Annotated in this window: 21 protein-coding genes; 12 read left to right on the forward strand and 9 right to left on the reverse strand. The window is 48.0% G+C overall.

What is annotated here, in order from left to right:
* Nucleotides 1–99: 99 nt before the first annotated feature.
* The 3 genes from B4E62_RS01925 (at nt 100) to B4E62_RS01935 (ending at nt 3,939) form a co-directional block, all read left to right on the forward strand.
* On the forward strand, nt 100–879 hold the full coding sequence (locus tag B4E62_RS01925; protein WP_331350839.1) for an enoyl-CoA hydratase: 780 nt from the start codon (nt 100–102) through the stop codon (nt 877–879).
* Between the two features lie 28 nt (nt 880–907).
* Nucleotides 908–1,726, forward strand: coding sequence for an SDR family oxidoreductase (locus B4E62_RS01930; protein ID WP_331350840.1), 819 nt, complete (start codon nt 908–910; stop codon nt 1,724–1,726).
* A gap of 368 nt (nt 1,727–2,094) precedes the next feature.
* Nucleotides 2,095–3,939: a cellulose binding domain-containing protein gene (locus B4E62_RS01935; protein WP_331350841.1), complete on the forward strand. Its 1,845-nt coding sequence runs from the start codon at nt 2,095–2,097 to the stop codon at nt 3,937–3,939.
* Nucleotides 3,940–4,037: 98 nt separating this feature from the next.
* Here the strand turns inward: B4E62_RS01935 and B4E62_RS01940 are convergent, their stop codons facing one another.
* The 4 genes from B4E62_RS01940 to B4E62_RS01955 all read right to left on the reverse strand — a co-directional run bounded on the left by B4E62_RS01940 (nt 4,038) and on the right by B4E62_RS01955 (nt 9,047).
* Nucleotides 4,038–5,504, reverse strand: coding sequence for a DUF5666 domain-containing protein (locus B4E62_RS01940; RefSeq protein ID WP_331350842.1), 1,467 nt, complete (start codon nt 5,502–5,504; stop codon nt 4,038–4,040).
* A complete protein-coding gene (locus B4E62_RS01945) occupies nt 5,504–6,385 on the reverse strand; it encodes a DUF6502 family protein (RefSeq protein ID WP_331350843.1) in 882 nt (293 codons plus the stop codon). The genes B4E62_RS01940 and B4E62_RS01945 overlap by 1 nt, the downstream gene beginning before the upstream one ends.
* A 140-nt stretch (nt 6,386–6,525) precedes the next feature.
* Nucleotides 6,526–7,986, reverse strand: a complete 1,461-nt coding sequence (locus B4E62_RS01950; RefSeq protein WP_331350844.1) for a DUF5666 domain-containing protein — start codon at nt 7,984–7,986, stop codon at nt 6,526–6,528.
* 263 nt (nt 7,987–8,249) lie between these two features.
* Nucleotides 8,250–9,047, reverse strand: a complete 798-nt coding sequence (locus B4E62_RS01955) for a glutaminyl-peptide cyclotransferase (protein WP_310072199.1) — start codon at nt 9,045–9,047, stop codon at nt 8,250–8,252.
* Nucleotides 9,048–9,080: 33 nt separating this feature from the next.
* Between B4E62_RS01955 and B4E62_RS01960 the strand changes: the two genes are divergently transcribed.
* Nucleotides 9,081–9,737: a DUF502 domain-containing protein gene (locus tag B4E62_RS01960; protein WP_310072201.1), complete on the forward strand. Its 657-nt coding sequence runs from the start codon at nt 9,081–9,083 to the stop codon at nt 9,735–9,737.
* Nucleotides 9,738–9,772: 35 nt separating this feature from the next.
* Here B4E62_RS01960 and B4E62_RS01965 read toward each other — a convergent pair whose 3' ends face one another.
* Nucleotides 9,773–10,219: a late competence development ComFB family protein gene (locus B4E62_RS01965; RefSeq protein WP_331350845.1), complete on the reverse strand. Its 447-nt coding sequence runs from the start codon at nt 10,217–10,219 to the stop codon at nt 9,773–9,775.
* 149 nt (nt 10,220–10,368) lie between these two features.
* Here B4E62_RS01965 and B4E62_RS01970 point away from each other — a divergent pair, with 149 nt between their 5' ends.
* Genes B4E62_RS01970 through B4E62_RS01980 form a run of 3 tightly spaced genes read left to right on the forward strand, consistent with a single transcriptional unit; the run spans nt 10,369 to nt 12,886 of the window.
* Complete coding sequence (locus B4E62_RS01970) at nt 10,369–11,067, forward strand: LiaI-LiaF-like domain-containing protein (RefSeq protein ID WP_331350846.1); 699 nt, start codon at nt 10,369–10,371, stop codon at nt 11,065–11,067.
* A gap of 12 nt (nt 11,068–11,079) precedes the next feature.
* Nucleotides 11,080–12,159: a sensor histidine kinase gene (locus tag B4E62_RS01975; RefSeq protein ID WP_331350847.1), complete on the forward strand. Its 1,080-nt coding sequence runs from the start codon at nt 11,080–11,082 to the stop codon at nt 12,157–12,159.
* Nucleotides 12,152–12,886, forward strand: coding sequence for a LytR/AlgR family response regulator transcription factor (locus B4E62_RS01980; RefSeq protein ID WP_331350848.1), 735 nt, complete (start codon nt 12,152–12,154; stop codon nt 12,884–12,886). The genes B4E62_RS01975 and B4E62_RS01980 overlap by 8 nt, the downstream gene beginning before the upstream one ends.
* Here the strand turns inward: B4E62_RS01980 and mnmC are convergent.
* Genes mnmC through trmL form a run of 4 tightly spaced genes read right to left on the reverse strand, consistent with a single transcriptional unit; the run spans nt 12,883 to nt 16,462 of the window.
* Nucleotides 12,883–14,925, reverse strand: a complete 2,043-nt coding sequence (gene mnmC / locus B4E62_RS01985; RefSeq protein WP_331350849.1) for a bifunctional tRNA (5-methylaminomethyl-2-thiouridine)(34)-methyltransferase MnmD/FAD-dependent 5-carboxymethylaminomethyl-2-thiouridine(34) oxidoreductase MnmC — start codon at nt 14,923–14,925, stop codon at nt 12,883–12,885. The genes B4E62_RS01980 and mnmC overlap by 4 nt on opposite strands.
* Entirely contained in the window at nt 14,922–15,458 is a 537-nt protein-coding gene (fldB, locus tag B4E62_RS01990) for a flavodoxin FldB (protein WP_310072212.1), read from the reverse strand. The genes mnmC and fldB overlap by 4 nt, the downstream gene beginning before the upstream one ends.
* A 51-nt stretch (nt 15,459–15,509) precedes the next feature.
* Nucleotides 15,510–15,956 carry a flavodoxin domain-containing protein gene (locus B4E62_RS01995; RefSeq protein WP_331350850.1) on the reverse strand — a complete coding sequence of 149 codons (447 nt, stop codon included), beginning with the start codon at nt 15,954–15,956 and terminating at the stop codon, nt 15,510–15,512.
* Between the two features lie 41 nt (nt 15,957–15,997).
* Entirely contained in the window at nt 15,998–16,462 is a 465-nt protein-coding gene (gene trmL, locus B4E62_RS02000) for a tRNA (uridine(34)/cytosine(34)/5-carboxymethylaminomethyluridine(34)-2'-O)-methyltransferase TrmL (protein ID WP_331350851.1), read from the reverse strand.
* A gap of 193 nt (nt 16,463–16,655) precedes the next feature.
* Between trmL and pilM the strand changes: the two genes are divergently transcribed.
* From pilM to mshL, 5 genes are read left to right on the forward strand one after another with little or no spacing between them, the layout of a single operon-like run.
* Nucleotides 16,656–17,609: an MSHA biogenesis protein MshI gene (gene pilM / locus B4E62_RS02005; protein WP_310072217.1), complete on the forward strand. Its 954-nt coding sequence runs from the start codon at nt 16,656–16,658 to the stop codon at nt 17,607–17,609.
* A gap of 1 nt (nt 17,610) precedes the next feature.
* The gene (locus B4E62_RS02010; protein WP_331350852.1) at nt 17,611–18,279 is read left to right on the forward strand and encodes an MSHA biogenesis protein MshI; all 669 of its coding nucleotides are present in this window, start codon (nt 17,611–17,613) and stop codon (nt 18,277–18,279) included.
* On the forward strand, nt 18,279–18,959 hold the full coding sequence (locus tag B4E62_RS02015) for an MSHA biogenesis protein MshJ (RefSeq protein WP_310072220.1): 681 nt from the start codon (nt 18,279–18,281) through the stop codon (nt 18,957–18,959). The genes B4E62_RS02010 and B4E62_RS02015 overlap by 1 nt, the downstream gene beginning before the upstream one ends.
* Nucleotides 18,952–19,296, forward strand: a complete 345-nt coding sequence (locus B4E62_RS02020; protein WP_310072222.1) for a hypothetical protein — start codon at nt 18,952–18,954, stop codon at nt 19,294–19,296. The genes B4E62_RS02015 and B4E62_RS02020 overlap by 8 nt, the downstream gene beginning before the upstream one ends.
* Nucleotides 19,297–19,327: 31 nt before the next feature.
* A complete protein-coding gene (gene mshL / locus B4E62_RS02025; RefSeq protein WP_331350853.1) occupies nt 19,328–21,121 on the forward strand; it encodes a pilus (MSHA type) biogenesis protein MshL in 1,794 nt (597 codons plus the stop codon).
* Nucleotides 21,122–21,139 lie beyond the last annotated feature (18 nt).

Genomic DNA, 21,139 nt, shown 5'->3' on the forward strand with positions numbered 1-21,139 from the left:
CTCACCAGCGCAGGCTGGATGAGTTTGTCTATACTCATACGACTCTTGAATCCAACCCTGTATCTGTACTTTCCACTTCTGCCCAAGAAGGATCCGATAATGATAACTAGCCCGATTCCCCAGATTCTTGCCCAGCTCGATAGCCGTGTCTTGACACTGAGTTTTAATCGCCCCGAGCGCAAAAATGCCCTGACGCTCGCCATGTATGGCGCGCTAGCCGATTTGATTAAAGCGGCTGATGCGGATAACGAGGTGCGCGTTTTAGTATTGACCGGCACCGACGAATTTTTTACCAGCGGCAACGACCTGATGGATTTTATGAATGAACCGGAAATTCATGATAACCATCCGGTAGTGCGTTTTATGGAGGCTTTGCGCCACTGTGGCAAACCGGTAGTTGCTGTGGTGCGCGGCCATGCCGTCGGCATTGGTACCACCATGCTCTTGCATTGCGATCTGGTTTACGCCGCTGATGATGCGCGTATGCAGTTGCCTTTTGTGAATTTGGGATTGTGCCCGGAATACGCGAGTAGCTATTTGGTGCCGCGGTTGGTGGGACAACAAAAAGCAGCGGAATTGTTTTTACTGGGCGAACCCTTCTCTGGTGCCGATGCAGCTGCATTAGGATTAGTGACCAAAGCCGTTCCCTGGGATGAATTGACGGAGTATTCGCGTGCGAAAATTGCGCGCCTCGCCTCGCAGCCGCCGGGTGCTGTGCGGCGCACCAAAGCCCTGCTGCGCGCGGCAACCAATGTTGCGGTGGATGCATCCTTAAGTACTGAATATGCCGGGTTTGCTGCAGGTTTGGCATCCGACGAATGCAAAGAATCTGTCACCGCATTTTTTGAAAAACGCGCACCAGATTTTTCACGTTTTTAATCTTAGTAAAACAGCTGGGAAAAATAATATGAGCATGCCCTTTGATTTTAAAAATAAAAATGTCCTTGTTGTTGGCGGTACCAGCGGCATTAATCGCGGTATTGCAGAAACCTTTGCCAAAGCAGGAGCCTGTGTCGCCGTCGTGAGTCGTGCTCAGGAAAAAGTGAATGATACAATTCAATCGCTAAAAGCCTGTGGTGCTGCTGGTGCACGCGGATTTGCGGCCGATGTACGCGAAGCTGAAGCGATAAAAAATGGCGTTGCCGAAATCGCAGCCGCTTGGGGAAAATTGGATGTGGTGGTGTCAGGTGCAGCGGGAAATTTTCCAGCGCTCGCGATGGGCATGTCGCCTAATGGTTTTCGCTCGGTCATCGAAATTGATTTGCTCGGTACATTTCATGTGATGCAAGCGGTGTATCCGCATCTGCAAAAACCGGGTGCATCGATTATCAATATATCGGCGCCGCAAGCAGAAGTACCCATGGCAGGGCAGAGCCATGTGTGTGCGGCTAAAGCTGGTGTAGATATGATTACACGCACCCTGTGTTTGGAATGGGGCGCAGAAGGCGTTCGTATCAATTCAATTATTCCTGGCCCGATTGATAACACTGAAGGTATGAAACGTTTGGCGCCGAATGAAGCGATTCGCGCCGCGGTAAAAAAATCTGTGCCTCTGCAACGCATGGGTTCAACGGATGATATTGCCAATGCCTGTTTATTTTTAGCATCCGATTTTGCCAGTTATATCACCGGCGCCGTCATTCCTGTTGATGGTGGGTGGGCGCAGGGTGGGGCGGCTTTAGTAGGTGCAGGATTGGCAGATATGTTAAAAGCGATGCCAAAATAAAATTACTTTTCACAACTATTTTCCATAGGCGAAAACTCCCCGAGATAACCGGCAGAAATTGCAGGCTACTTCGCAATTCTGCTGGTTGAATAAATTCTAAATCGATTGCGTCTTTCTTCTTATCAATGCAAGCTGTTGCGCGCCCATAATAAAATTTACTAAGATAAATTGGTTGCCATTCCTATCCTAACAATAATTATCAGGCGTTCTGTTTAAGCATCAATATATTTTTATTTGACGGTGAGAGAGCCGGGTCTCGAGCAGCGCGCCATGTTATTGGGTTACCCAATAATGTTTGGCTTGCTGGTATGTGACCTTTTAAAAATAACATACCGATCAATCATCAGCTGTTTTCAAAAGGAAATGCTATGAAAAACTGTTCCCCGAAAAAGCGTTCACTGATAATAAAATCGTTAGTCGCCGCTGTCGCTATGCTTTCCTCTGCTGCCTTCGCGTTGTCTCCTGCTGTTAACCCGTGGAGTATTCAGGGTGGAAAATTACTAGACCCTAATGGTAAGCCATTTATTTTTCGTGGCGTTACTATTGAGCATGCATTGGCTCCTGAAAAGACAGTGCAAGCAATTAAAGATGTTGCCGCATTAGGTGCTAATGCCGTGCAAGTGGAAATTAATGCGAATCTCTATAATCAAGCGACATTGATTACGGGTAATCAGTTGAGCGAAATTATCCAGGCATGTAAAGCTAACAAAGTAATTTGTGTCTTAGAGCCAAATGATGTCGCTGGTTATCCGGATTTTGCTAATGCAGGTATCCCCTCTACGGCGACAAGCTTTTGGGCTTGGCCAGGTATTCGTGAGGCAATACTTGGCCAACAAAGTTACATCATTCTTGGCTTTGGTAATCAGTATCTATCCCCTATGAGTTCGTCTGAATATATTGCACGCATGCAGTCTTATCTCAGTGATTTTGGCCAAGGGTCTTTGCGTAGTTTTGTGATAATGATTGACGGTAGTGGTTGGGGGCAGGATCAGAATAAGGGGATGTTGGAGTTTGCGAAACAATATACAAACAACGGTATCTATGGGCCTAAAATTCTTTATTCGGTAGAAATGTTTGACGCTTACACAACCCCTGAGGCTGTGCAGGATTATATTGCCAATTTTGCACAAATTGGTGCGCCCCTGGTTGTTGGTGGTTTCGCTCCCACCTCTTATTATCATCCAAATAACACATCTCCTCGTCCTGCTGTCGTTTATGATCTGCCGGAAGATGCTGTGATGCATTATGCCGAACAATATGGTGCGGGTTATTTTGGTTGGAGTTGGAGTGGTAACCAGAACCCGGCATTAGATCTTGCCAATAATTGGGATGTAAATAATTTAACGGCTTGGGGAAATTTACTTTTTAACGGTGCCAACGGTATTAAATCAACGGCTAAACCTGCATCGATTTTTGTTAATTCCAGTAGTTCGTCGTCCAGTAGCAGCTCAATCGCTAATCAAAATCCTCTTGCAGTACTTGAGGGTGGTGTTCAGCAGGTACGTTGCGGTTATGTTAATGCAGAATTGTCTGCAGCCAACTCGTCTGATCCTGATGGAGATACGTTAACTTATGAATGGGAGGTTTATAATCCCTATTCAGCTACTAATAGTTATTTTTCTGGCCCAACGCTGGCTTATGGAATGCGTCCTGTCACGAATTATCGTTTCACTGTGACCGTGCGTGATGGTAAAGGTGGAGTAAGTACTGCAACTAAAACACTGTCGCATTCATACTCGGATAATTGCATCAGCTCAAGTTCAAGTTCGTCGATAATTAGGTCATCAAGTTCTTCTATTAAGCCATCCAGCTCGTCTGTACCATCGAGCGTATCGTCGAGTTCAATTAGACCTTCCAGCCTCTCCAGTTCTTCGCGCAGCTCCTCAAGCTCTCTGGCGCCTACTGCTATTTGCAGTTACGTTGTGAATAGCCAATGGCAGAACGGGTTTACGGCGGCGATTCGCATTAAAAACACCGGTGCACGCGCGATTAATCGTTGGTCGATCAATTGGCAATACACCGATGGTTCCAAGGTGACTAATTTATGGAATGCCCAGCTGTGGGATAGCGGAATTCCCGGTAGTTATGCAGCGGGTAATTTGGATTGGAATGCCATTATTCAGCCTGGTCAGACGGTAGAGTTTGGTTTCCAGGGAACCAAGCCTCCTAGCGCGGCTCAGGTTCCTGTAGTGCGCGGTAGCCCTTGTCTATAAATTAAAAAAGCCCCGCGAGCAGCGGGGCTTTTTTCAAAAAAATCCTTTGTTGTGTTAATAAATTTGTTAGTGAATTTATTAATGGTGTTGTTAGGGATTTAAAAGTCCAATATGTCATCGTCTTCCAATTCAACCCGGGTAGCTAAAAATACCCCATTGGATTGGGCTACATTCACTTCCACGCGTTTTCCAACTGCCTGTGCAAAAAAAGTATTGGCGCTGATTCTGGTGCGGCTTGCATCGCGGAATTCGGTGTTCTCATCAGTGGTAATAGTGCGCCCAAAAAGCGTAAAAGTATTAACCCCAATACTGATTACCAGCCCCTCAAATTCGCGTTCAAACATTGCTTCATCTGTTTCTTCACGTTCAATTTTGGTGGCGATAAATCCGGTGTCGGTTGAATAACCGGTAATCTCCAGATAATCGCCCACTTGGATTGCGCCGAGGTTAAAGCGTTTCACATTGCTGCGGCCTTTATCCTCATAGCGCGTGTTAATTGTGGTTTGGATGCGCGTGCCATCCAGCTCCAATTGGCCGGTGACTATGCCAATGTTATTGGTAATTTGCAGGCTGGTAACCGTACCGCTGAGTTTGTTGTTGCTGCGCGGTTCAAATTCAATTTTTTCCGCAACTAATTTTCCGGTGCTATCGAGTTTACCTTTGGCTTCTATTTTAGCGCCGATCATCAGGCTGGTTGCACTGCCATTTTCATAGCGGGTTTGGGCGTTGGTGGTAATGCGTGTGCCTGCCACATCAAAATCGGTCATAGAAACAAAACGGGTCACAAAACCTTCAACATCTGCATTTTTTATTGAATTGGAAAACTGGGTGTTGAGTTTGGTAATGCGTGTGGCTTGTAATCTTTTACCTGTGTCCAGCATCCCCATAGCGGTTACCAACATCCCGTTTTGCAGGCGGTTGTTATCAACATTGGTTAATTGTGCTGCAGCAAAACTGACCTGTTGTTGGTTGAGTTTAAATGTGTTGTTGTTTTCATCCAGTTCGCGCACAAAGCCCAGTAGCTGGATTTGGTTTGCGCTAATTGCATCAATGCGGGTGGCGCTGATGCTGCCATCAATAGCCTGCGAACCACTCACAAGAATTTTATTTCCTATCGCTAAACCTGTGATGTTGTTAGGGCTAATGGTTGCATCAAAAATAGTGTTGTTGGTGATGTGCACCTGTTGCCCGAGTAGCACCAGATTATTGCTGGCAAGGTCAATTTGTTCGATGGTGCCAACCAGTGTCGGAGTAAATTCAATTTTGTCAGCCGTAGCCAAGCCATCGGCGGCGATGCTGCCGATAATTCGCACTTGATAACCTACGCGCAGGTTATCTTCCATTGCGGTTTCGCCATTGACCAGTATGTGCGCTTTGTCGGAGTTGTAGCGCAGGCCATTCACAATCACACTGCCAAAACCATCGATAGTGCCGTTAGTGGTGGTGGCAACGGGTTCACCACTACCATCAATACCGGCAGTCTGGCTGCCGCTGGAATTGCCGCAGCCTGATAGCGAGAGTGTCAGGCTGATAATAAATCCTATCAGATAAGTTGCGCGCAACATTATTTGTCTTCCTCATTGCTGGCATCCTCATTGGCTTCAGGCTCAATGGGATTGCTGAATAAATAAGTGCCCACACCTAAACGCAGGTGCGGGGTATTTTTGTCTGGATTGCTGTGTTCGTGTGCGCTGAGCCAAGCGTCAATTTTTTCTAAAAATGCCTGGCCCTCTTGCTCCACAAATTCGCGAAATGCGGCAGCTGTTTCCACGGGCATCAGCGCATTGCTTGCGCGTCGTTCAAAACGCAGTGGCTGCTGTTTCTGCTGGTTGGCTTTGTAAAGGTTGTGATGCAAGGTTGCCCCCATATCATGGAGCACACTACCGGCGCGCAAGAGTGCGCCCGGGTCAGATTGCGCTGGTACAAAATAGCGTTTGGTGGCGATAACTTTGTGTTCACTGGTATCTAGATTGCCATCAACATCTGCAACTACACCCACGCGCTTTAATTCTTTTAATAGTGCGCTTGCAGGCAGGTCGCCACCGTAACGGCGGGCGAGGGCCGCAAAACTGTGCCGGTCTCCGTCAATCGTCAATGCCAGTGGATGATGATCTGCAGTGCTAAAGTCCGGGTCTTGATGCCATGCGGAAAGCAGGCGTGTCAGGCGGTCCTGGTGCTGTTGGTTTTGTTCACTTTGTTCATTGTTTTGCCAGGCATCTTTAATGCGCGCAACTTCTTTGCGGTCGATGCCGGTGAGCATGGCAACACGTGAGAGATTAGTGTGGCGGCCGCGAATACCGAATTCTTCTGAGGCGACCTGAACGTAGAGTTGTTTGCAAATTGACGCGAGTTCTTTGTGAGTGACACCGTTGCGCAGTAGAATTCCGATAATCGGTTGCATAAGTTGCCGACAGGCGGAGAGTACGGTGTCTTTGGTGGTTGTCATACAGGCTTCCGAAAAAATCGCATTTCAGTGTTTCCACAGAGTTGTTAATTGTTCAGTTGCGAAATTTAACAGAAATATATCTTTCTAGCGAAAAAGCCCCGTGTGTCCCAATAGCAGAACACACAGGGAATGCTTAGACCTTAATCTTCAAGTTCAATTTTCAATGCAGTGGCTACACCGTTCATCGTTAGTGCTTTCACTTCAATTGTGGCGCCCAAGGCGGTGGAGAAAAAATCCTCAAGATTAGCGAAGCCTTCAAGGTGCGTCAGAGTGTTCACTTGAATTATTTGGCCAGCAACGGTAATGCTGCTATCCCCTACGGCCTCAACAATTCCTTCCACTTCCAGTTTCCAATCATTGTCACCAAAGGCGTGGGGGTTGTGACGTTCAACACGGGTGGCGATATTGCGCTCAGGGGCAGTTGCTGTAGCAGGGACTTTGTAGCCGCGGATGTGCAGGGTATCGCCAGTTGCCAAATCTTCCAGATCAAAGAAGCGCACTTTGTTGCGGCTGCGGTCGTTGAAGCTGGTATCGCTAGTCACTTCGAAAAGAATGCCGTTGACAGTGAACGTTTGGGCGGTCAGATCAATAGCCTCAACCAAACCTTTGTGGCTAATTTTTGCCTTGTAATTGAGTTTTATTTTTTTTGCGACCAAGTTTTGTTCTGCATCCAGTGCTCCATAAACTTTTACCTGAATGCCATCGATTAAATCGCTCACACTGCCGCCATCAAATCGAGTGTTGGCAGTGATGAGCACCTTGGTATCGTCGAGCGTGAAGCTGGTACCGGTAACCAGTTCTGACACCAATCCACTGAGGGTAATGCCCGTGTGATTTTTAAAATCATCATGGTGTTTAAAGCCCAGGCAGCTAGGGTGAACATTTCCGACTGCTACAAATACATCGCCGCTAAAACTGCCGATGACACGTACTTTTAACCCATTTACCAGGGTTTTATCGGGCAGGGGGGAGAGTGTTGCTTTGCTGTAATCCACCAATGTTCCGTTAAGGGTAAATGTCATGGCTGCGGTGTCCAGGTTTGCAATTTCCCCGGAGAGTTGGAATTTGTTGTTGGCGAGCCCATTTTTTACATCGATACGTGTTGCCACCAAAACGCCATCCGTATTGAGTTGGCCACTGACTTTGATCACCTTGCCAACAGCCAATAGCTCGAGGCTCAGATCGTCATCAAAGAACGTATCGGCTGTCACCAGTATGGTTTGGTCAAGGGCAACCAGGCTGCCTGCAACCAGGTCGATACTGGTAATAGGGCCGACCAATTGCGCCTCGCCTTCCAATTTTGTTGCTGTGCCGTGGATGCCATCGCTGCCTACCTTGCCGGTGATCCGCACTATCTGGCCAACTTCCAGATCAGATTCAACCAATGTTTCTCCATCGACCACTATCTCGGCGTCTTTCACATCGTAATGTACGCCATTCACTATCACGCTGCCGAAACCCGTCACCATACCTTGGGCAATCTCGCCACTGGCAACACTATTGTTGGTGCCGGTATTGTCAGTGCTTGCGCTGCCGCCACCGCCACCACAGGCGGCCAGTAGCAAGCTGATTAACAGGGGGGAAACCAGTTTGTAGTTCATGATTATTACCTCTCAGTAGCGGCCATTGTTAATGACCTTTTGACTTAAATTTTCCATATTTGGTATTTTTTATACCAATTATGGCAATTTTATCGCTGGATAAAAAAATCTAATGTGCGATAGGTCAAGCTTTTGTAAAGCCGGAACAATTCAAGCAGCAATGCGCTTGCAATCGGAAACGGTGAAAAAACAGGTAAAACAAACCACCAGGCCCGTGTTGCGGGCCTGGTGGTTTGGGCGGGAGTGGAGATTAAAGTGGGGGATTAATGGTTGATGCGGACTAAAAACATTTTTGGCCAGTTTTTGCCGGTAATCCAGAATGCTTGCCGTTTTTCGTCCCAGGCAATGCCGTTTAAAACCTGTTCGCTGTTCTTTAATGCTAATGCATGCTTGAGCTGACTGAGGTTTAACTCGCCGACAACCTCGCCCGTGGCCGGATCAATTTTAACAATGCGGTCGTCGTGCCAGATATTGGCCCAGATAAAGCCTTGTGCAAATTCCAGTTCGTTGAGTTTGCTTACCGCTAGATCATCGTTGGAAACCTTTAGCGTTTTTATAACAGCAAAGGTGTCTGTGTTATGAAAATATAGTGTGTCGCTGCCATCGCTCCGGATCAGTTGTTTACCATCACTGGTCAAACCCCAGCCTTCGCCTTGGTAGCTAATACTTTTTTGATAATTGAGCGTGGCTTTGTCGTAGACCAGCAGGGTTTGTTCCTGCCATGTCAGCAGATAAAGTTTGTCGCCCAACAGTGCCAGGCCCTCGGCAAAATAGCGCGAGGGGACTACTTGTTTTTTGGTAAAGGGTGCCGATATTTTTGCCCAGGTACCGGCTGGTTCTGCGATGGGGTAGGTCACTAGTAGCGATTGATTGTACAGCCCGCTGCTCTCATAAAAGTGATCACCATCGACTAATAAACCTTGGGTGAACAACGTGGGTTTATGGGTGCGCTCGGCGAGTACTTCAAATGTAATCGGGGTTGCCGCGCAGGCTGTTGCCGGCAGCAGGTTCGCTATAAAAAATAGGCTGGTGCACAATAGTGCGCAGATAAACTGGTTCACTCGTTAATCCATCGTTATTAAAAGGCTCCAATCATGAAGCGTTTGCGTTCGTTTGTCAGCATCACCCTGATCGGTGGATTTATGGTAATCCTGCCGATTGCGATCTTTTTATGGTTGGTGGAATGGCTGTTGGGTGTGGTGCGTTCGATTATCCAACCGCTGAGCCATTGGTTGGTTGAGCAAACGGCATTTACCAATCACATGGCCGATGTGCTGGGTGTTCTCTTACTGCTCTGCGCGTTTTTTCTGATCGGTTTGTTTATTAAAACCAGTGTGGGCGAGTGGGTACATGATCAGTTGGATGAATGGCTAACACGCCTTGCCCCGGGTTACAAAACGATCCGTGAAGTGGTTTCGCAATTGTTAGGTGGTGAGGGCAATACCTCGTTGTTAAAAGGTGAAGTGTGCCGCGCCTATTTGATGGGCCGCGCGGCGGGGGTATCGGTAACCGCAATCGTCACGGCGAAACATGCCAATGGTGATTACACGGTATACGCACCAACTGCACCCATCCCCACATCCGGTTTTGTCTATCACTTGTCGGCCGAGTGTGTAGATTTATTGCCGCACGTGAGCGTGGAGGAGGCGATGCGCACCGTGATTGCCTGCGGCAGTGGCTCGCAGGTGATTTCAGAGATACCGCCGAATGCGGCCAAATTGGAATATACCAATAACGAAAAAGGCCATTAATTGGCCTTTTTCGTTTGGATACTGAATGTCGACGGCTACTTTTTCTTGGGTGTTTTTGCTTTGGCTGGTGCCTTTCCGGGTTTGGATCCTTCTGTTTTTTCTGCTGTAACCGCTTTGCCTGCTTTGGCGGGTTTATCCCCCCGGGTGGAAATAAGCGAGACTTCAACAGGCGGTAGTTTAGGGCTTTCGCCGCGCTCTCTGCTCTCAACATAACTCAGTGCATCAGTCACCGCTTGGCTGACTTTGCGTTCGATCTCCACCATATCTTGCGGCGACATAAAAAAAGTCATATCCACATCGTGGCGGATATAGCGCGGCGGCAAGCGGTTCAACGCAACACAGGCTACGTCAGCGAGGAAATCCCGGTCGCCCTGTTGGACTCGCTCGCTCTGGTCGTGCACTTCCTGCACTACCAACCGCTCGTAATAGTTATGCAGAAAATCGACTTCATCGTCCAAAATATAGGCGCGGTTGGTCAGCATGGCGTTACCTCTCATTAGGGAATGTTTAGGAGTATAGACAATTACCGGTAAAGCACACTGAGTAACGTTATTCACCGAGACTAACACGCGACAGCCCCAGATGTTTGCCCTAAGGTTGCGACATCACCTTCACTGTCCTAAAGGAGTTTATGATGGCTAACACGAATCCCCAGCAGCGCGTTGTAATTGGCGCTTTTATATTGATCATCGGCTTGATAGCCTTAATCGATAAACTGAATATTTTTGAATCCCTGCATTTCTTCCAATTCTGGCCCACGGTATTTATTGCCGTTGGTATTCTGAAAATACTCCATTCCAAGGGGCGCTCCAGTATTTTTATCGGCGGTGGTTTGATTTTTGTGGGCGTGGTGTTGACGTTGAAACATCTCGGTCTTCTGAATATCAACTTGTGGGACTGGTGGCCGGCGATATTGATCGCAGTCGGTGCTTACATCATGTTTAAAGATAAGGGGCGGGGCGGCTCAATGGTATTTGGATCTGGTGAACAGGCCTCATCAGATAATTCCTGCCTCGACATCAGTGTCGTGATGGGTGGTAACAAAACGATTAGCAATTCACAAGATTTTAAAGGCGGCGATATTACGGCGGTGATGGGCGGCGTTGAATTGGATTTGCGTGGTGCGTCAATCAGTTCGGATGCCGTTCTTAACCTCTGGGCGACTTGGGGCGGGATTGTGATCAAGGTGCCTGAAGATTGGAGTGTTATTAATCGTGGTACTGCATTGATGGGCGCGATTGAAGATAAAACGATTTCTCCCGCTGGTGCAACCAAGCGCCTGATAGTCACCGGAACGGCGATTATGGGCGGTGTTGAAATCAAAAATTAATAACACATTACTATGCATCCTATTTTATCCCAACCGCGCCGACTGCTCTGGTATGTTCTTGCTTGGATTGTTCCGGGCATTCTATTGGCATGGACATTAGTTGCTGAGAATTCCGTTGCATGGAGCAGCGCGCTATTTTTTGCGTTGCCTGCGGTGCACTTTTATGGATTTATTCTCACCTCCTCCTACTTCGTGTGTCGTTCATTACCCATTCGTCAGCGCACCGCATTAAGAGTTGTATCTGTGTTTGGCTGTGCATCCTTGCTGTCATCACTGTTATGGATACTACTGTGCGTGTTCTGGAGCAAAATTATTGGCGATGCAACCGGGTACCCTGATGGCGTGTTAATCGATCGTCAGTTGACGAGTTTATTGTTTGTGGCGGCGCTGTTGTTGTATCTGGTGTCGCTGCTGGCGCACGATGTTTTTATCGCCTTTGAAAATATCCGCAGCGCAGAGCGCCAACAAATTGCCAGCCAATTGCTCGCGCGCGATGCTGAGTTACAAATGCTGCGCAGCCAAATTAATCCCCACTTTTTATTTAATAGTCTCAACTCTATCAGCGCGCTTACGTCTATTAATGCGGCTGCTGCGCGCGATATGGCGATAGAGTTGGGTACTTTTTATCGCAAAACTTTAGCTATATCTGCGCGGCAACAAATCAACCTTGGCGAAGAAGTTGAACTCTGCAAACATTTCCTGAAGATTGAAAAAATTCGTTTTGGGCAAAAATTACAAGTTAGCTGGGAGATTGATCCGGCAGCATTGACTGCGCAGGTGCCAGCTATGTTTTTGCAGCCGCTGTTGGAGAATGCGATTAAGCACGGCATATGTAATCTCAGTGATGGCGGTGTTGTTCAGATTAAAAGTGTTATTGAAAATAGTTGGTTGCATATTGCAATTAGCAATCCTGTTGATCCCGAATCGCCCAGTGTGATTGGCACCGCAACCGGGCTTAAAAATTTCAAGGCACGCATACACAGCCTTTATCAGGAAAAATCGCGCATTAGCTGGTATAAGGCGCACAATAATTTTTATCTTGATATGATAATTCCTTTTGAGCCGGTCATGGCTGGGAGCCGTAATGATTAAAACTCTGCAGTTATTAATTGTGGATGACGAACCATTAGCGCGAGCATTGACGCGTGAATATTTGGCCAAACACAAAGATATCAACATCATCGGCGAAGCTACCAATGGCCTGGAAGCGGTCGATGCTATTAATAGGCTTGCGCCAGATTTGGTTTTGCTGGACATCTTTATGCCCAAGCTCAACGGGCTGGAAGTGTTGGAGTTAACCGGACGCACTAGCGGTGTGATTTTCACTACCGCTTACGATCAATACGCACTGAAGGCATTTGATCTGCATGCAGTGGATTATCTGCTAAAACCTTTTTCGCAGGCACGTTTTGATGAAGCTATTGTGCGCGCACGAAAGCTACTGGATGCAACACCTGCCAATATCTCTGAGTTAATTGCCGACGCCAAACTGGAGCGTATTGTAGTACGCGACCGTGGCCAGGTTCATATTATTCCACTGGCGGAAGTGGAGTACATAGAAGCGCAAGATGATTACATCAGTATTTACTGGAATGGAAAATCCATAATGAAAACCCAGAGCTTATCAGCATTGGAGGCACAGCTTGATAGTCAGGAGTTTGTGCGCATTCATCGCTCCGTTATTGCCAAGCTCAGTGCGGTGAAATCTTTGGAGCGTATCAGTAAGGATGCACAAGTAGCGGTGTTGCATAGCGGTGTCAAATTACCTGTTAGCCGCGCAGGCTACGAACGACTAAAAGTGTTTGTGTCTCAGCCTTAGCGTTTGTTTTTGATCAGGTCTCGAATTAAAAAGCGCGCTGGATTTAATGCATTGGCAAGCTCGCGCGGCAGTGGTAGTACTTCTTGGTTAATCTGCGACGCCAGCAATTCTGCGCTCAGTGGCGTATAGGCAAGGCCGCGTGAACCGTGGCCAATATTAATAAACAAACCCGGGTGATAAGCCCCTGTTTTATGAATCGCAGCGCGCGCGTTTTTGCGCAGCGGGGCAAAGTCTTCCAACATGGTTTGTTCATTGGGCACAGCACCTACCAATGGTAGGTAATCGGGTAGAGTGCAGCGAAATGCAACGCGCCCGTGCAAATTCTCTACTTCCATGTTTTCCCACTCATCCAATAATTCCGGTAAAGGCGAGCGCAAATTTTCCAGGTTGTTGCGATGGTCTTCTGCGCGCAGCTCGCGTGTATCGTCTTTTAAATTAAAGGTCGCGCCTGTGCAATGTAGGCCATTTACCGCGGGGGCAATGTAGCCCTCACTGCAGACGAGGGTTTTTAGTGCGCTGCTTGCGGCTGTTTGTGGAAGATAAGTAATTTGCCCACGGATAGATTTAATTGGCAAGGGTTGTGTAGCCGCAAACGATTTTGCATCGGTAGCATTGGCGATAATCACCACTGGTGCACGCAATTCAGGGTTGTTATTGATTTGCCAATTACTGTCAACGTGCTCCAAGGCCAGCGCGGCGCAATCAGTGATCACCCGAATGGCGGTATGATCCGTTAAACTTTCACAAAGTTTGCGTGGATTAATCCAGCCAGCTTTGGGAAAGTGCAATGCACTTTGGTTAAGCGTCACACCTGCAATAGCCGTCGCTTGTGCTGCATTTACAAACTCTACTAACTCTTCAGTGGCGGAAAATTTGTCGCGCAGCTGTTCGTGCAATTGCTGTTCGGATTCGCAATGCGCCAGTTGCAATACACCGCATTGCTCACCTATCGCATTCCAACGCGAGCGATAAAATTGCTGCGCAAATTGCAGTGCATGCAAATTAAATTCTGCTTGTGCTTCATTTTTGGGAGATAGTTTTGCGTAGAGCACACCTTGCGGATTACCAGACGCCTCTTGCGCAAGTCCCGCGTGGCGCTCTACCAGGGTAATTTTCCAGCCGCGTTCAACCAATGCGCGCGCGCTGGTACAGCCGGCCAAACCGCCGCCAATAATTAAGGCATGTTTCTCTGTTGGGGGCGTGGCAGCAACATCAATAGTCCAGGGTACGGGATAGGGTGAATAACTGCGCGGTTGCACTGAGTCCTGATAATCAACCAAAGGCTCTTGTTCCATTCGGGCTTTTACCATCTCGCGCTTGCGTCCAAAGCCGGGTACTTTCTGGATGTTAAATCCTGCGAACTTTAATCCTTGTTTAACAATCGCCGCCGCACTAAAGGTTGCTGCTGTTGTGCCCGCGTGACTAAGTTGGCGTATCGCTGTAAATAATTCATCGCTCCACATCTGTGGGTTTTTTGAAGGGGCAAACCCATCTAAAAACCAGGCATCGATTTTCGCGCAATAATTGGCGAACGCGGGATGAGTCGTGGCGAGTAGTTGGGTAAGACCTGCAGCGGCGTCGTTGATAATCAGTGTGAGTTTGATGCGGCCATACATAAAACTCAGGCGATGAAAACCAGTGCTGACAAAAACCGGATAAGCATCGATCAGTTGTTCAGTAAATTCACCCAGTTCCGGCCAGAGCGCCAAGGCGCGTTGTAAATCCAGTTTGGTGAGCGGGAATTTTTCTACGCTGACAAAATGCAATTGTGCGTCCGCAGGTGCAGCGGTTAACCACAATTGCCAGGCAGCTAAAAAATTTAATCCTGAGCCAAAACCGGTTTCGGCAATAGTGAAATGTTCACCGGCATTAAGTTGCTGCCAGCGTTCATGTAATTGGTTGTGCTGCAAAAAAACATGGCGGGTTTCTTCCAATCCATTCGCGCGGGAAAAATACACATCGCCAAAAGTGCTGGAGACGGGTTGGCCATCTTCATCCCATTGTAGTTGTGCATGGTCGATATGCGTTGAATCACTCACAAACCAAACTCGTCAACTATTTGCGTGCACCATTGTTGAATGCGTGCATCACTCAATTGAAATTCGGTTTCATCGTCCAGCGCGAGGCCCACAAAATACTGCTCATCCGGTGTGAGCGCTTTGGATGCTTCAAATACATAGCCCGCGCGTGGCCAATAACCGCAGGGCGTTGCGCCGCGGTGGACTAATTTACTGTGCAAGTAGCCCATGGCATCCAAAAACCATTCCGGGTAACCCACTTGGTCGCCCAGGCCGTAGATGGCAATTTTTTTGCCGCTGAAATCGAGCGAATCCAATTCATCCCAAATTTCTTCCCAATCTTCTTGCAGTTCACCGTAGTCCCAGGTGGGAATACCAAAAATCAGGTAATCATAAAATTGGGTTTGGATAATCGGGGTATCGGCGATATTAAAAAAATCCACGCGCTCTTCGCCGAGCAGGTTGTGGAGTGTTTTGCAGATTTTTTCGCCTGCCATTTCGGTGTAGCAGGTAGAGCTACCGTAAAACAGGCCGATGGTTTTGGTTTCACTCATATTCGATTACTTAGGATTAATCAGTACATCTAATCAGTTGCATTAATTCAGCTAAATCAGCTTCGCCCAATCTTGCACCCAGTCACGCGCCAGTGTCGCTGCATCATCGCCGCTGCTCGCGTCCAACACCAAGGGTTCACCAATGCGCTGAGCACCAAGGTCTTCAAAGGCGGCATCCAGCATGCGCCCGCCCTCGTTAAAGGTGGTGTAGCTACTATCGCCCAGATTCACCACGCCGTAACGGCGCCCTGCAATACGTGGGTAATCGCGGCTCAGGTGTAAGTACAGTGGTTGGATGTTGTCGGGTAATTCACCTGAGCCAGTGTTGGAGTGGCACAACAGGATAACTTCGTCCGGGTCGCGCGCCAGATCTTCTGCGCGCGCGTAGGTATTCAAGCTGACGTCATGGCCGAGCTTGCCCAGCGCTTCCCTCAGGATTTCAGCAACTTCTTCGGCACCGCCATAGACGCTGCCGATAAAAATCTGGATTTTGCTCATGGGTTCTTCTCTTCTTTTTATAGCCAGTGGATAGGCAGCCGTTAAAGTGCGCCAGCATAACCCAATTGGCGCCAGGCTTCATAAACCATCACCGCTACGGCGTTGGATAAGTTCATGCTTCTACTATTCGCGGCCATAGGAATGCGCAGTACCTGATTGGCAGGCAGTGATTCCCGAATACTTGCCGGTAATCCGCGGGTTTCAGGGCCGAACAATAAGTAATCACCGGGCTGGAATTGTGCATCGCTGTGGCAGTGGGTGCCTTTGGTACTGAGTGCAAAAATCCGCCTTGGTTTCTCCTTATCCAAGAACGCATCCCAGCCCTTATGCAGGTTTAACTCCTGTATTTCCGGATAGTCCATGCCGGCGCGATTTACGCTTTTTTCATCCAATTTAAAACCCAGCGGCTCGATTAAATGAAGCTGGCAACCGGTATTGGCGGCGAGCCGGATAATGTTTCCTGTGTTAGGGGGGATTTCCGGCTCAAAAAGAACTATGTGCAGCATTTGGCGTTTTGTACCTTTATGGTCTATGTTCTTTGTTAAAGGTTATGTTTGCGACGTCAATTATAAGCAAGAGTTATTAGCTGTCCTGCACAATATTTTCGTCCGGCTGAACTTACTGTGAGGCACGACTTTCGGTCAGACATCAATAGTGGCAGCACGATTATCGCAGAAACCAGTATTCGAGAGCCCCGATTTGAAACAGCTTGTGGAAAAAGTAACCCGCATTTTGCGCGGAGCAAAACGCCAGAATCAGGTCATAGGCGTGGACTTTAGCACCGCAGGGGTTGCTTTTGCCCACATCCAGCGCCCGGCGACCCAACAACCTTATTTGGTTAATTGCGATTTCATTCCTGCCGAAAACGGCATTGAATCAGCTGATCTCTTGCGCACCCGTTTACTCAAGCTGGGGTTACTGGGTATTCCCTGCAATTTGGTGATGAGCCCTGGGAGTTATCAATTAATTTTGGGTGAAGCGCCCAAAGTTCCTGCAGAAGAATTGGCTGAGGCATTGCGCTGGCGCATTAAAGATTTGGTGCAGTTCCCGATTGCCGAAGCGATTGTTGATGCGTTTTTGTTGCCGGAAGACAGTGCGCGTGGCACCAGCCGTATGGCCTACACGGTGGCAGCCCAACGTAAAAATATTGAAGCAGCAGTGGCTGCAACAAAAGCTACCGGGCTGCAATTAAAAAACATCGATATCCCCGAACTGGTATTGCGCAACTTGGCAGAGGCCTGCTGTGACACTAAACGCGGAGTGGCTATCGTAAAGCTGCAGCAGGGCGGTGGTAGCTTGCAAATCATTCGTGAAGGCAATTTGTATTTGTCCCGACAATTTTCTCTCTCTTATAACGCCGGTTTGCTCGATGATTTACCTGGCGAAGCGCTAGTGTTGGAGCTGCAGCGCTCACTGGATTACTTCGAGCGACAAATGCGCCAAGTTCCCCCCAGCCACATTTATCTCTGTGGCGAAAATGTTACTGCGGATAAATTAACGCCTGAAATTCGCAATGCACTCGCTGTCACCATTAATCTGCTTGATCTCAATAGCGGTGTACAAGTTGCAGGTGCAATTCCCGACCATATCCTATCGCTCTCGCTGTGTGCGATAGGTGCGGCATTGCGCCAAGACCAAGTGGGGCAGGGCTGATATGCAACAGATCAACCTATACCTGCCGGAATTCCAACCCAACCGCGAACCCCTACGCAGCGTGCAAATGTTGTGGGGTTTGGGGTTATTTGTGGTGTTGTTAATGATTGTCAGTGCGCTGAGTGCCAATGCAAACCGTGAGCGAGAGCTTGCTCTCGAACAAAGCCGCGCACAATTACAACAATTGAAAGAACAAATTACCCAATTAGAACAGCAGCGTCCGCGCAACAATTTAGCAGAGTTGGATGGGCAAATTGTGCAATTAACTGACGAGCTTGATCGGCGCGGACAAATTTTCAATGTCATCGCCAATAAAAACCTGGGCAATAACACCGGTTTTTCTGCACACCTGCACGCGTTGGGGCGGCAATCCCTGGATACGGTAAGCCTCTCGGTTTTTTCCTTGCAGCAGGGCGGTAATTACGCTGAGTTTGCGGGAAAAACCCGCGCGGCTGACCAGATTCCTCTCTACATCCAGCGTTTGCGCAGCGAGCCCGTTTTTACCCAGGCAGCTTTCGGGGTGCTGAATATTGAACCCGTACAAAACAACCAAGGGTTGTTCGATTTCTCACTCGCTAAACAACCGGTGGCATCAGGCAAAGACCCTGAAGCTAAAACGGCTGTGCAAATGTTGCTCGAATTGAATGAAAAAGCGCGAGGTGCACGCTAATGCCACCGGCCATTAACAACCTATTGGAAAAAATTGATAGCCGTGTACTGCGCGAGCGAGTGCTGATTTTTCTTACGCTATTGGCGTTGATTTTTTTACTGTGGAATTTTTTAGTCCAAGCCAGATTTGATCGCGAGCGCAATTTTCTACAAGCAGAGGCCACAAAAATTGCCAGTGAACAACAAACGTTGCAAACACAAATGAACACTCTGGCGATGGCTATGGCAAGTGATCCTGCAATCGCCAAAACCAACATCATTCAAAAACTCAATACAGATATTGCTTCCGTTGAAGCGCGTTTGTCTAATTTGTCGCAGGGTCTGATCAGTGCAGAGCAATTGCCCAAAGTATTAGAAGAAGTGCTGCTGCGCACCTCCAGTGTAAAACTTCTACAAGTGCGCACCTTGGCGGCAACTGAGTTGCAGTTAGCAGCGCCAGTACAGGATACAAACACTGAGGGTAAGCCAGCTTCCGGTGGGACCGGGGTGTATAAGCATGGAGTGTTAATCCGTGTTGCAGGAAGCTATTCACAGTTAATTCAATTGATGACGGAAATAGAAGCGCTGCAATGGAAATTTTATTGGGAGTCACTGGATTACACCGTTAAGCAATATCCGAATGCGGAGATTGATATTCGCGTGTTTACCCTGAGTTCAGAGGAGGGGCTGTTAGGTGTATAAAATCATCGCAAGTTCCTTATGTCTGTTGTTGCTCAGTGCCCGAGTATTGGCGAATGACGTCAGTGCGTTGGATGTGCGCGATCCAACCACACCTTTAGGGCATGTTGCCGCTACTGCAAACGCGAGTGGTGTGCAGCAATTTGCATTGAATTCCATATTAATTAGCACGCAGCGTAAATTGGCCATTATTAATGGCAGCACCTTGCGCGAAGGGCAAACCGTGCCGGGCACTGGCAATGTAAAAGTGCAGCGAATTTCGGCTCAGGCCGTTGTCCTGCAACAGGCTGATCAAACCTGGGTGCTGCGGTTATCCCCCAGCATTATGAAGCGGCATTAATCGATTGAACAAAATAACTGAGGCAGTGACGATGTTCACCAACCCAAAAAAAATATCCTGTTTGATGCTGGCAACATTCATATTGAATGCTTGTAGCTCAACAGGTACCAGTGATAAACGTCTGGCTACTGAAAATGCAATGGATCAAGTAGTTGAACAGCAACGCGAGCAAAACGCCGTAGCTAAAACTGTACCGCCAGAAGTGAATAAAGCACTGCTCGATAATCAAACCCTCGCCTCTGGTGGTTTGGCAAAAACTAACTACGAACGCTTTGATGTTTCGGTGCGCAATGTTGCAGCGAAAGATTTCTTCCTCGGTTTGGTAAGCGGCACTGGCGTCAATGTGGTTGTTCATCCTGATGTGGACGGCAGTGTGACGCTCGATTTAAATAATGTGACGGTCGATGATGTGCTGCGTGTTACACGCGATATTTATGGCTATGAGTACAAAAAAGATCGCGGTATTTACACCATTTACGCCAATGCCATGCGCACAGAAGTGTTCCAGATTAATTATTTGGATGTGCAGCGTGTAGGTGTGTCTGATACGAGTGTGATGATTGGCCGTGCGCAAAGTTCAGGCAACGGTGGTAATAACTCGAATTCCAATTCAGGTGGTGGCGGTAACAGCGCTAATGAAAATGCCAATCTGCTTGGCATGATTGAAAATGCGGGCCAGGGTAAAGAGAGTGGCGGTGGCTCAGCGCTCACACCGGGCTCACGTGTACAAACGTTAAATCGCACCGATTTTTGGTCATCACTGGAAAAAACAGTGGTGTCGATTATTGGTGGCGAAACAGAAGATCGGTCGGTCATGATTACCCCGCAGGCTGGTATGGTCGTTGTGAAAGCTATGCCTCATGAACTGAGCGCAGTGCGCGATTTCCTGGAACGCTCTGAATTAAGTGTAAAGCGACAAGTCATCCTTGAAGCAAAAATCCTGGAAGTTCGTTTAAGTGAAGGATTTGAAGCGGGCGTTAATTGGGGGGCGATTAGCGGACAAATTTCTGCGGCAAAAAATCTTCGCGATGGTTTTCCGCTCAATACCGATGGATCAGCACCGGTAGACGAATTTCGAGCAATTAATATTACCCGCACCTATATCGATGCCAATGGTGTTTTGCAAAGCCAAACTATCCCATCGCGCGAGGCAATTGGTGGAACTGTCGCTGGCTTAATTCAAGTAACGGATATTACTAAGTTGCTATCGCTGTTGGAAACGCAGGGGAGTGTGCAAGTGCTTTCAAGTCCGCGTGTTTCTACGGTGAACAATCAAAAAGCAGTTATCCGCGTGGGGTCCGACGAATATTTTGTTACCGGCATTTCCAGCAACCAGACATCCAATGCAGCGACAACAACTAATACGCCGAATATCGAACTCTCATCATTTTTCAGCGGTATATCGCTGGATGTCACACCGCAAATTTCCGAAACCGGTGAAGTTATTTTGCACATCCACCCGGTTGTGAGTGAAGTGACTGACCAGCAAAAAGTATTTACGGTCGGCGATCAGGAATTTGCCCTGCCATTGGCTCTGCGTGGAGTGCGTGAATCAGACAGTATTGTTAAGGCCGCTAATGGGCAGGTAATTGTATTAGGTGGGTTGATGACTGAATCCAGTAATAATGTCGATGGCAAGCGCCCATTGCTGGGGGATATCCCGGGAATAAATGCCCTGTTTCGCACCAAGAACAAAAGCAAATCAAAAACCGAGCTGGTAATTTTGCTGCGCCCCATTGTTGTCGATGATAAAACCTGGGACGCACAGCTCAATGAGGCTCAGAGTAATATGCAACGCATGGGCGATGCATACCGCAACCAGTAAATATCATTTTTAGCGAGT

Origin of the sequence: Cellvibrio sp. UBA7671, assembly GCA_002483145.1 — a bacterium.
Taxonomy (GTDB): domain Bacteria; phylum Pseudomonadota; class Gammaproteobacteria; order Pseudomonadales; family Cellvibrionaceae; genus Cellvibrio; species Cellvibrio fibrivorans.

Bases quoted from the DNA above. Each gene is read 5' to 3' on its own strand.
- B4E62_RS01925 (WP_331350839.1), top strand. From the start codon at position 100: ATGATAACTAGCCCGATTCCCCAGATTCTTGCCCAGCTCGATAGCCGT.
- B4E62_RS01930 (WP_331350840.1), top strand. From the start codon at position 908: ATGAGCATGCCCTTTGATTTTAAAAATAAAAATGTCCTTGTTGTTGGC.
- B4E62_RS01935 (WP_331350841.1), top strand. From the start codon at position 2,095: ATGAAAAACTGTTCCCCGAAAAAGCGTTCACTGATAATAAAATCGTTA.
- B4E62_RS01940 (WP_331350842.1), bottom strand. From the start codon at position 5,504: ATGTTGCGCGCAACTTATCTGATAGGATTTATTATCAGCCTGACACTC.
- B4E62_RS01945 (WP_331350843.1), bottom strand. From the start codon at position 6,385: ATGACAACCACCAAAGACACCGTACTCTCCGCCTGTCGGCAACTTATG.
- B4E62_RS01950 (WP_331350844.1), bottom strand. From the start codon at position 7,986: ATGAACTACAAACTGGTTTCCCCCCTGTTAATCAGCTTGCTACTGGCC.
- B4E62_RS01960 (WP_310072201.1), top strand. From the start codon at position 9,081: ATGAAGCGTTTGCGTTCGTTTGTCAGCATCACCCTGATCGGTGGATTT.
- B4E62_RS01965 (WP_331350845.1), bottom strand. From the start codon at position 10,219: ATGCTGACCAACCGCGCCTATATTTTGGACGATGAAGTCGATTTTCTG.
- B4E62_RS01970 (WP_331350846.1), top strand. From the start codon at position 10,369: ATGATGGCTAACACGAATCCCCAGCAGCGCGTTGTAATTGGCGCTTTT.
- B4E62_RS01975 (WP_331350847.1), top strand. From the start codon at position 11,080: ATGCATCCTATTTTATCCCAACCGCGCCGACTGCTCTGGTATGTTCTT.
- B4E62_RS01980 (WP_331350848.1), top strand. From the start codon at position 12,152: ATGATTAAAACTCTGCAGTTATTAATTGTGGATGACGAACCATTAGCG.
- fldB (WP_310072212.1), bottom strand. From the start codon at position 15,458: ATGAGTGAAACCAAAACCATCGGCCTGTTTTACGGTAGCTCTACCTGC.
- B4E62_RS01995 (WP_331350850.1), bottom strand. From the start codon at position 15,956: ATGAGCAAAATCCAGATTTTTATCGGCAGCGTCTATGGCGGTGCCGAA.
- trmL (WP_331350851.1), bottom strand. From the start codon at position 16,462: ATGCTGCACATAGTTCTTTTTGAGCCGGAAATCCCCCCTAACACAGGA.
- B4E62_RS02010 (WP_331350852.1), top strand. From the start codon at position 17,611: ATGCAACAGATCAACCTATACCTGCCGGAATTCCAACCCAACCGCGAA.
- B4E62_RS02015 (WP_310072220.1), top strand. From the start codon at position 18,279: ATGCCACCGGCCATTAACAACCTATTGGAAAAAATTGATAGCCGTGTA.
- mshL (WP_331350853.1), top strand. From the start codon at position 19,328: ATGTTCACCAACCCAAAAAAAATATCCTGTTTGATGCTGGCAACATTC.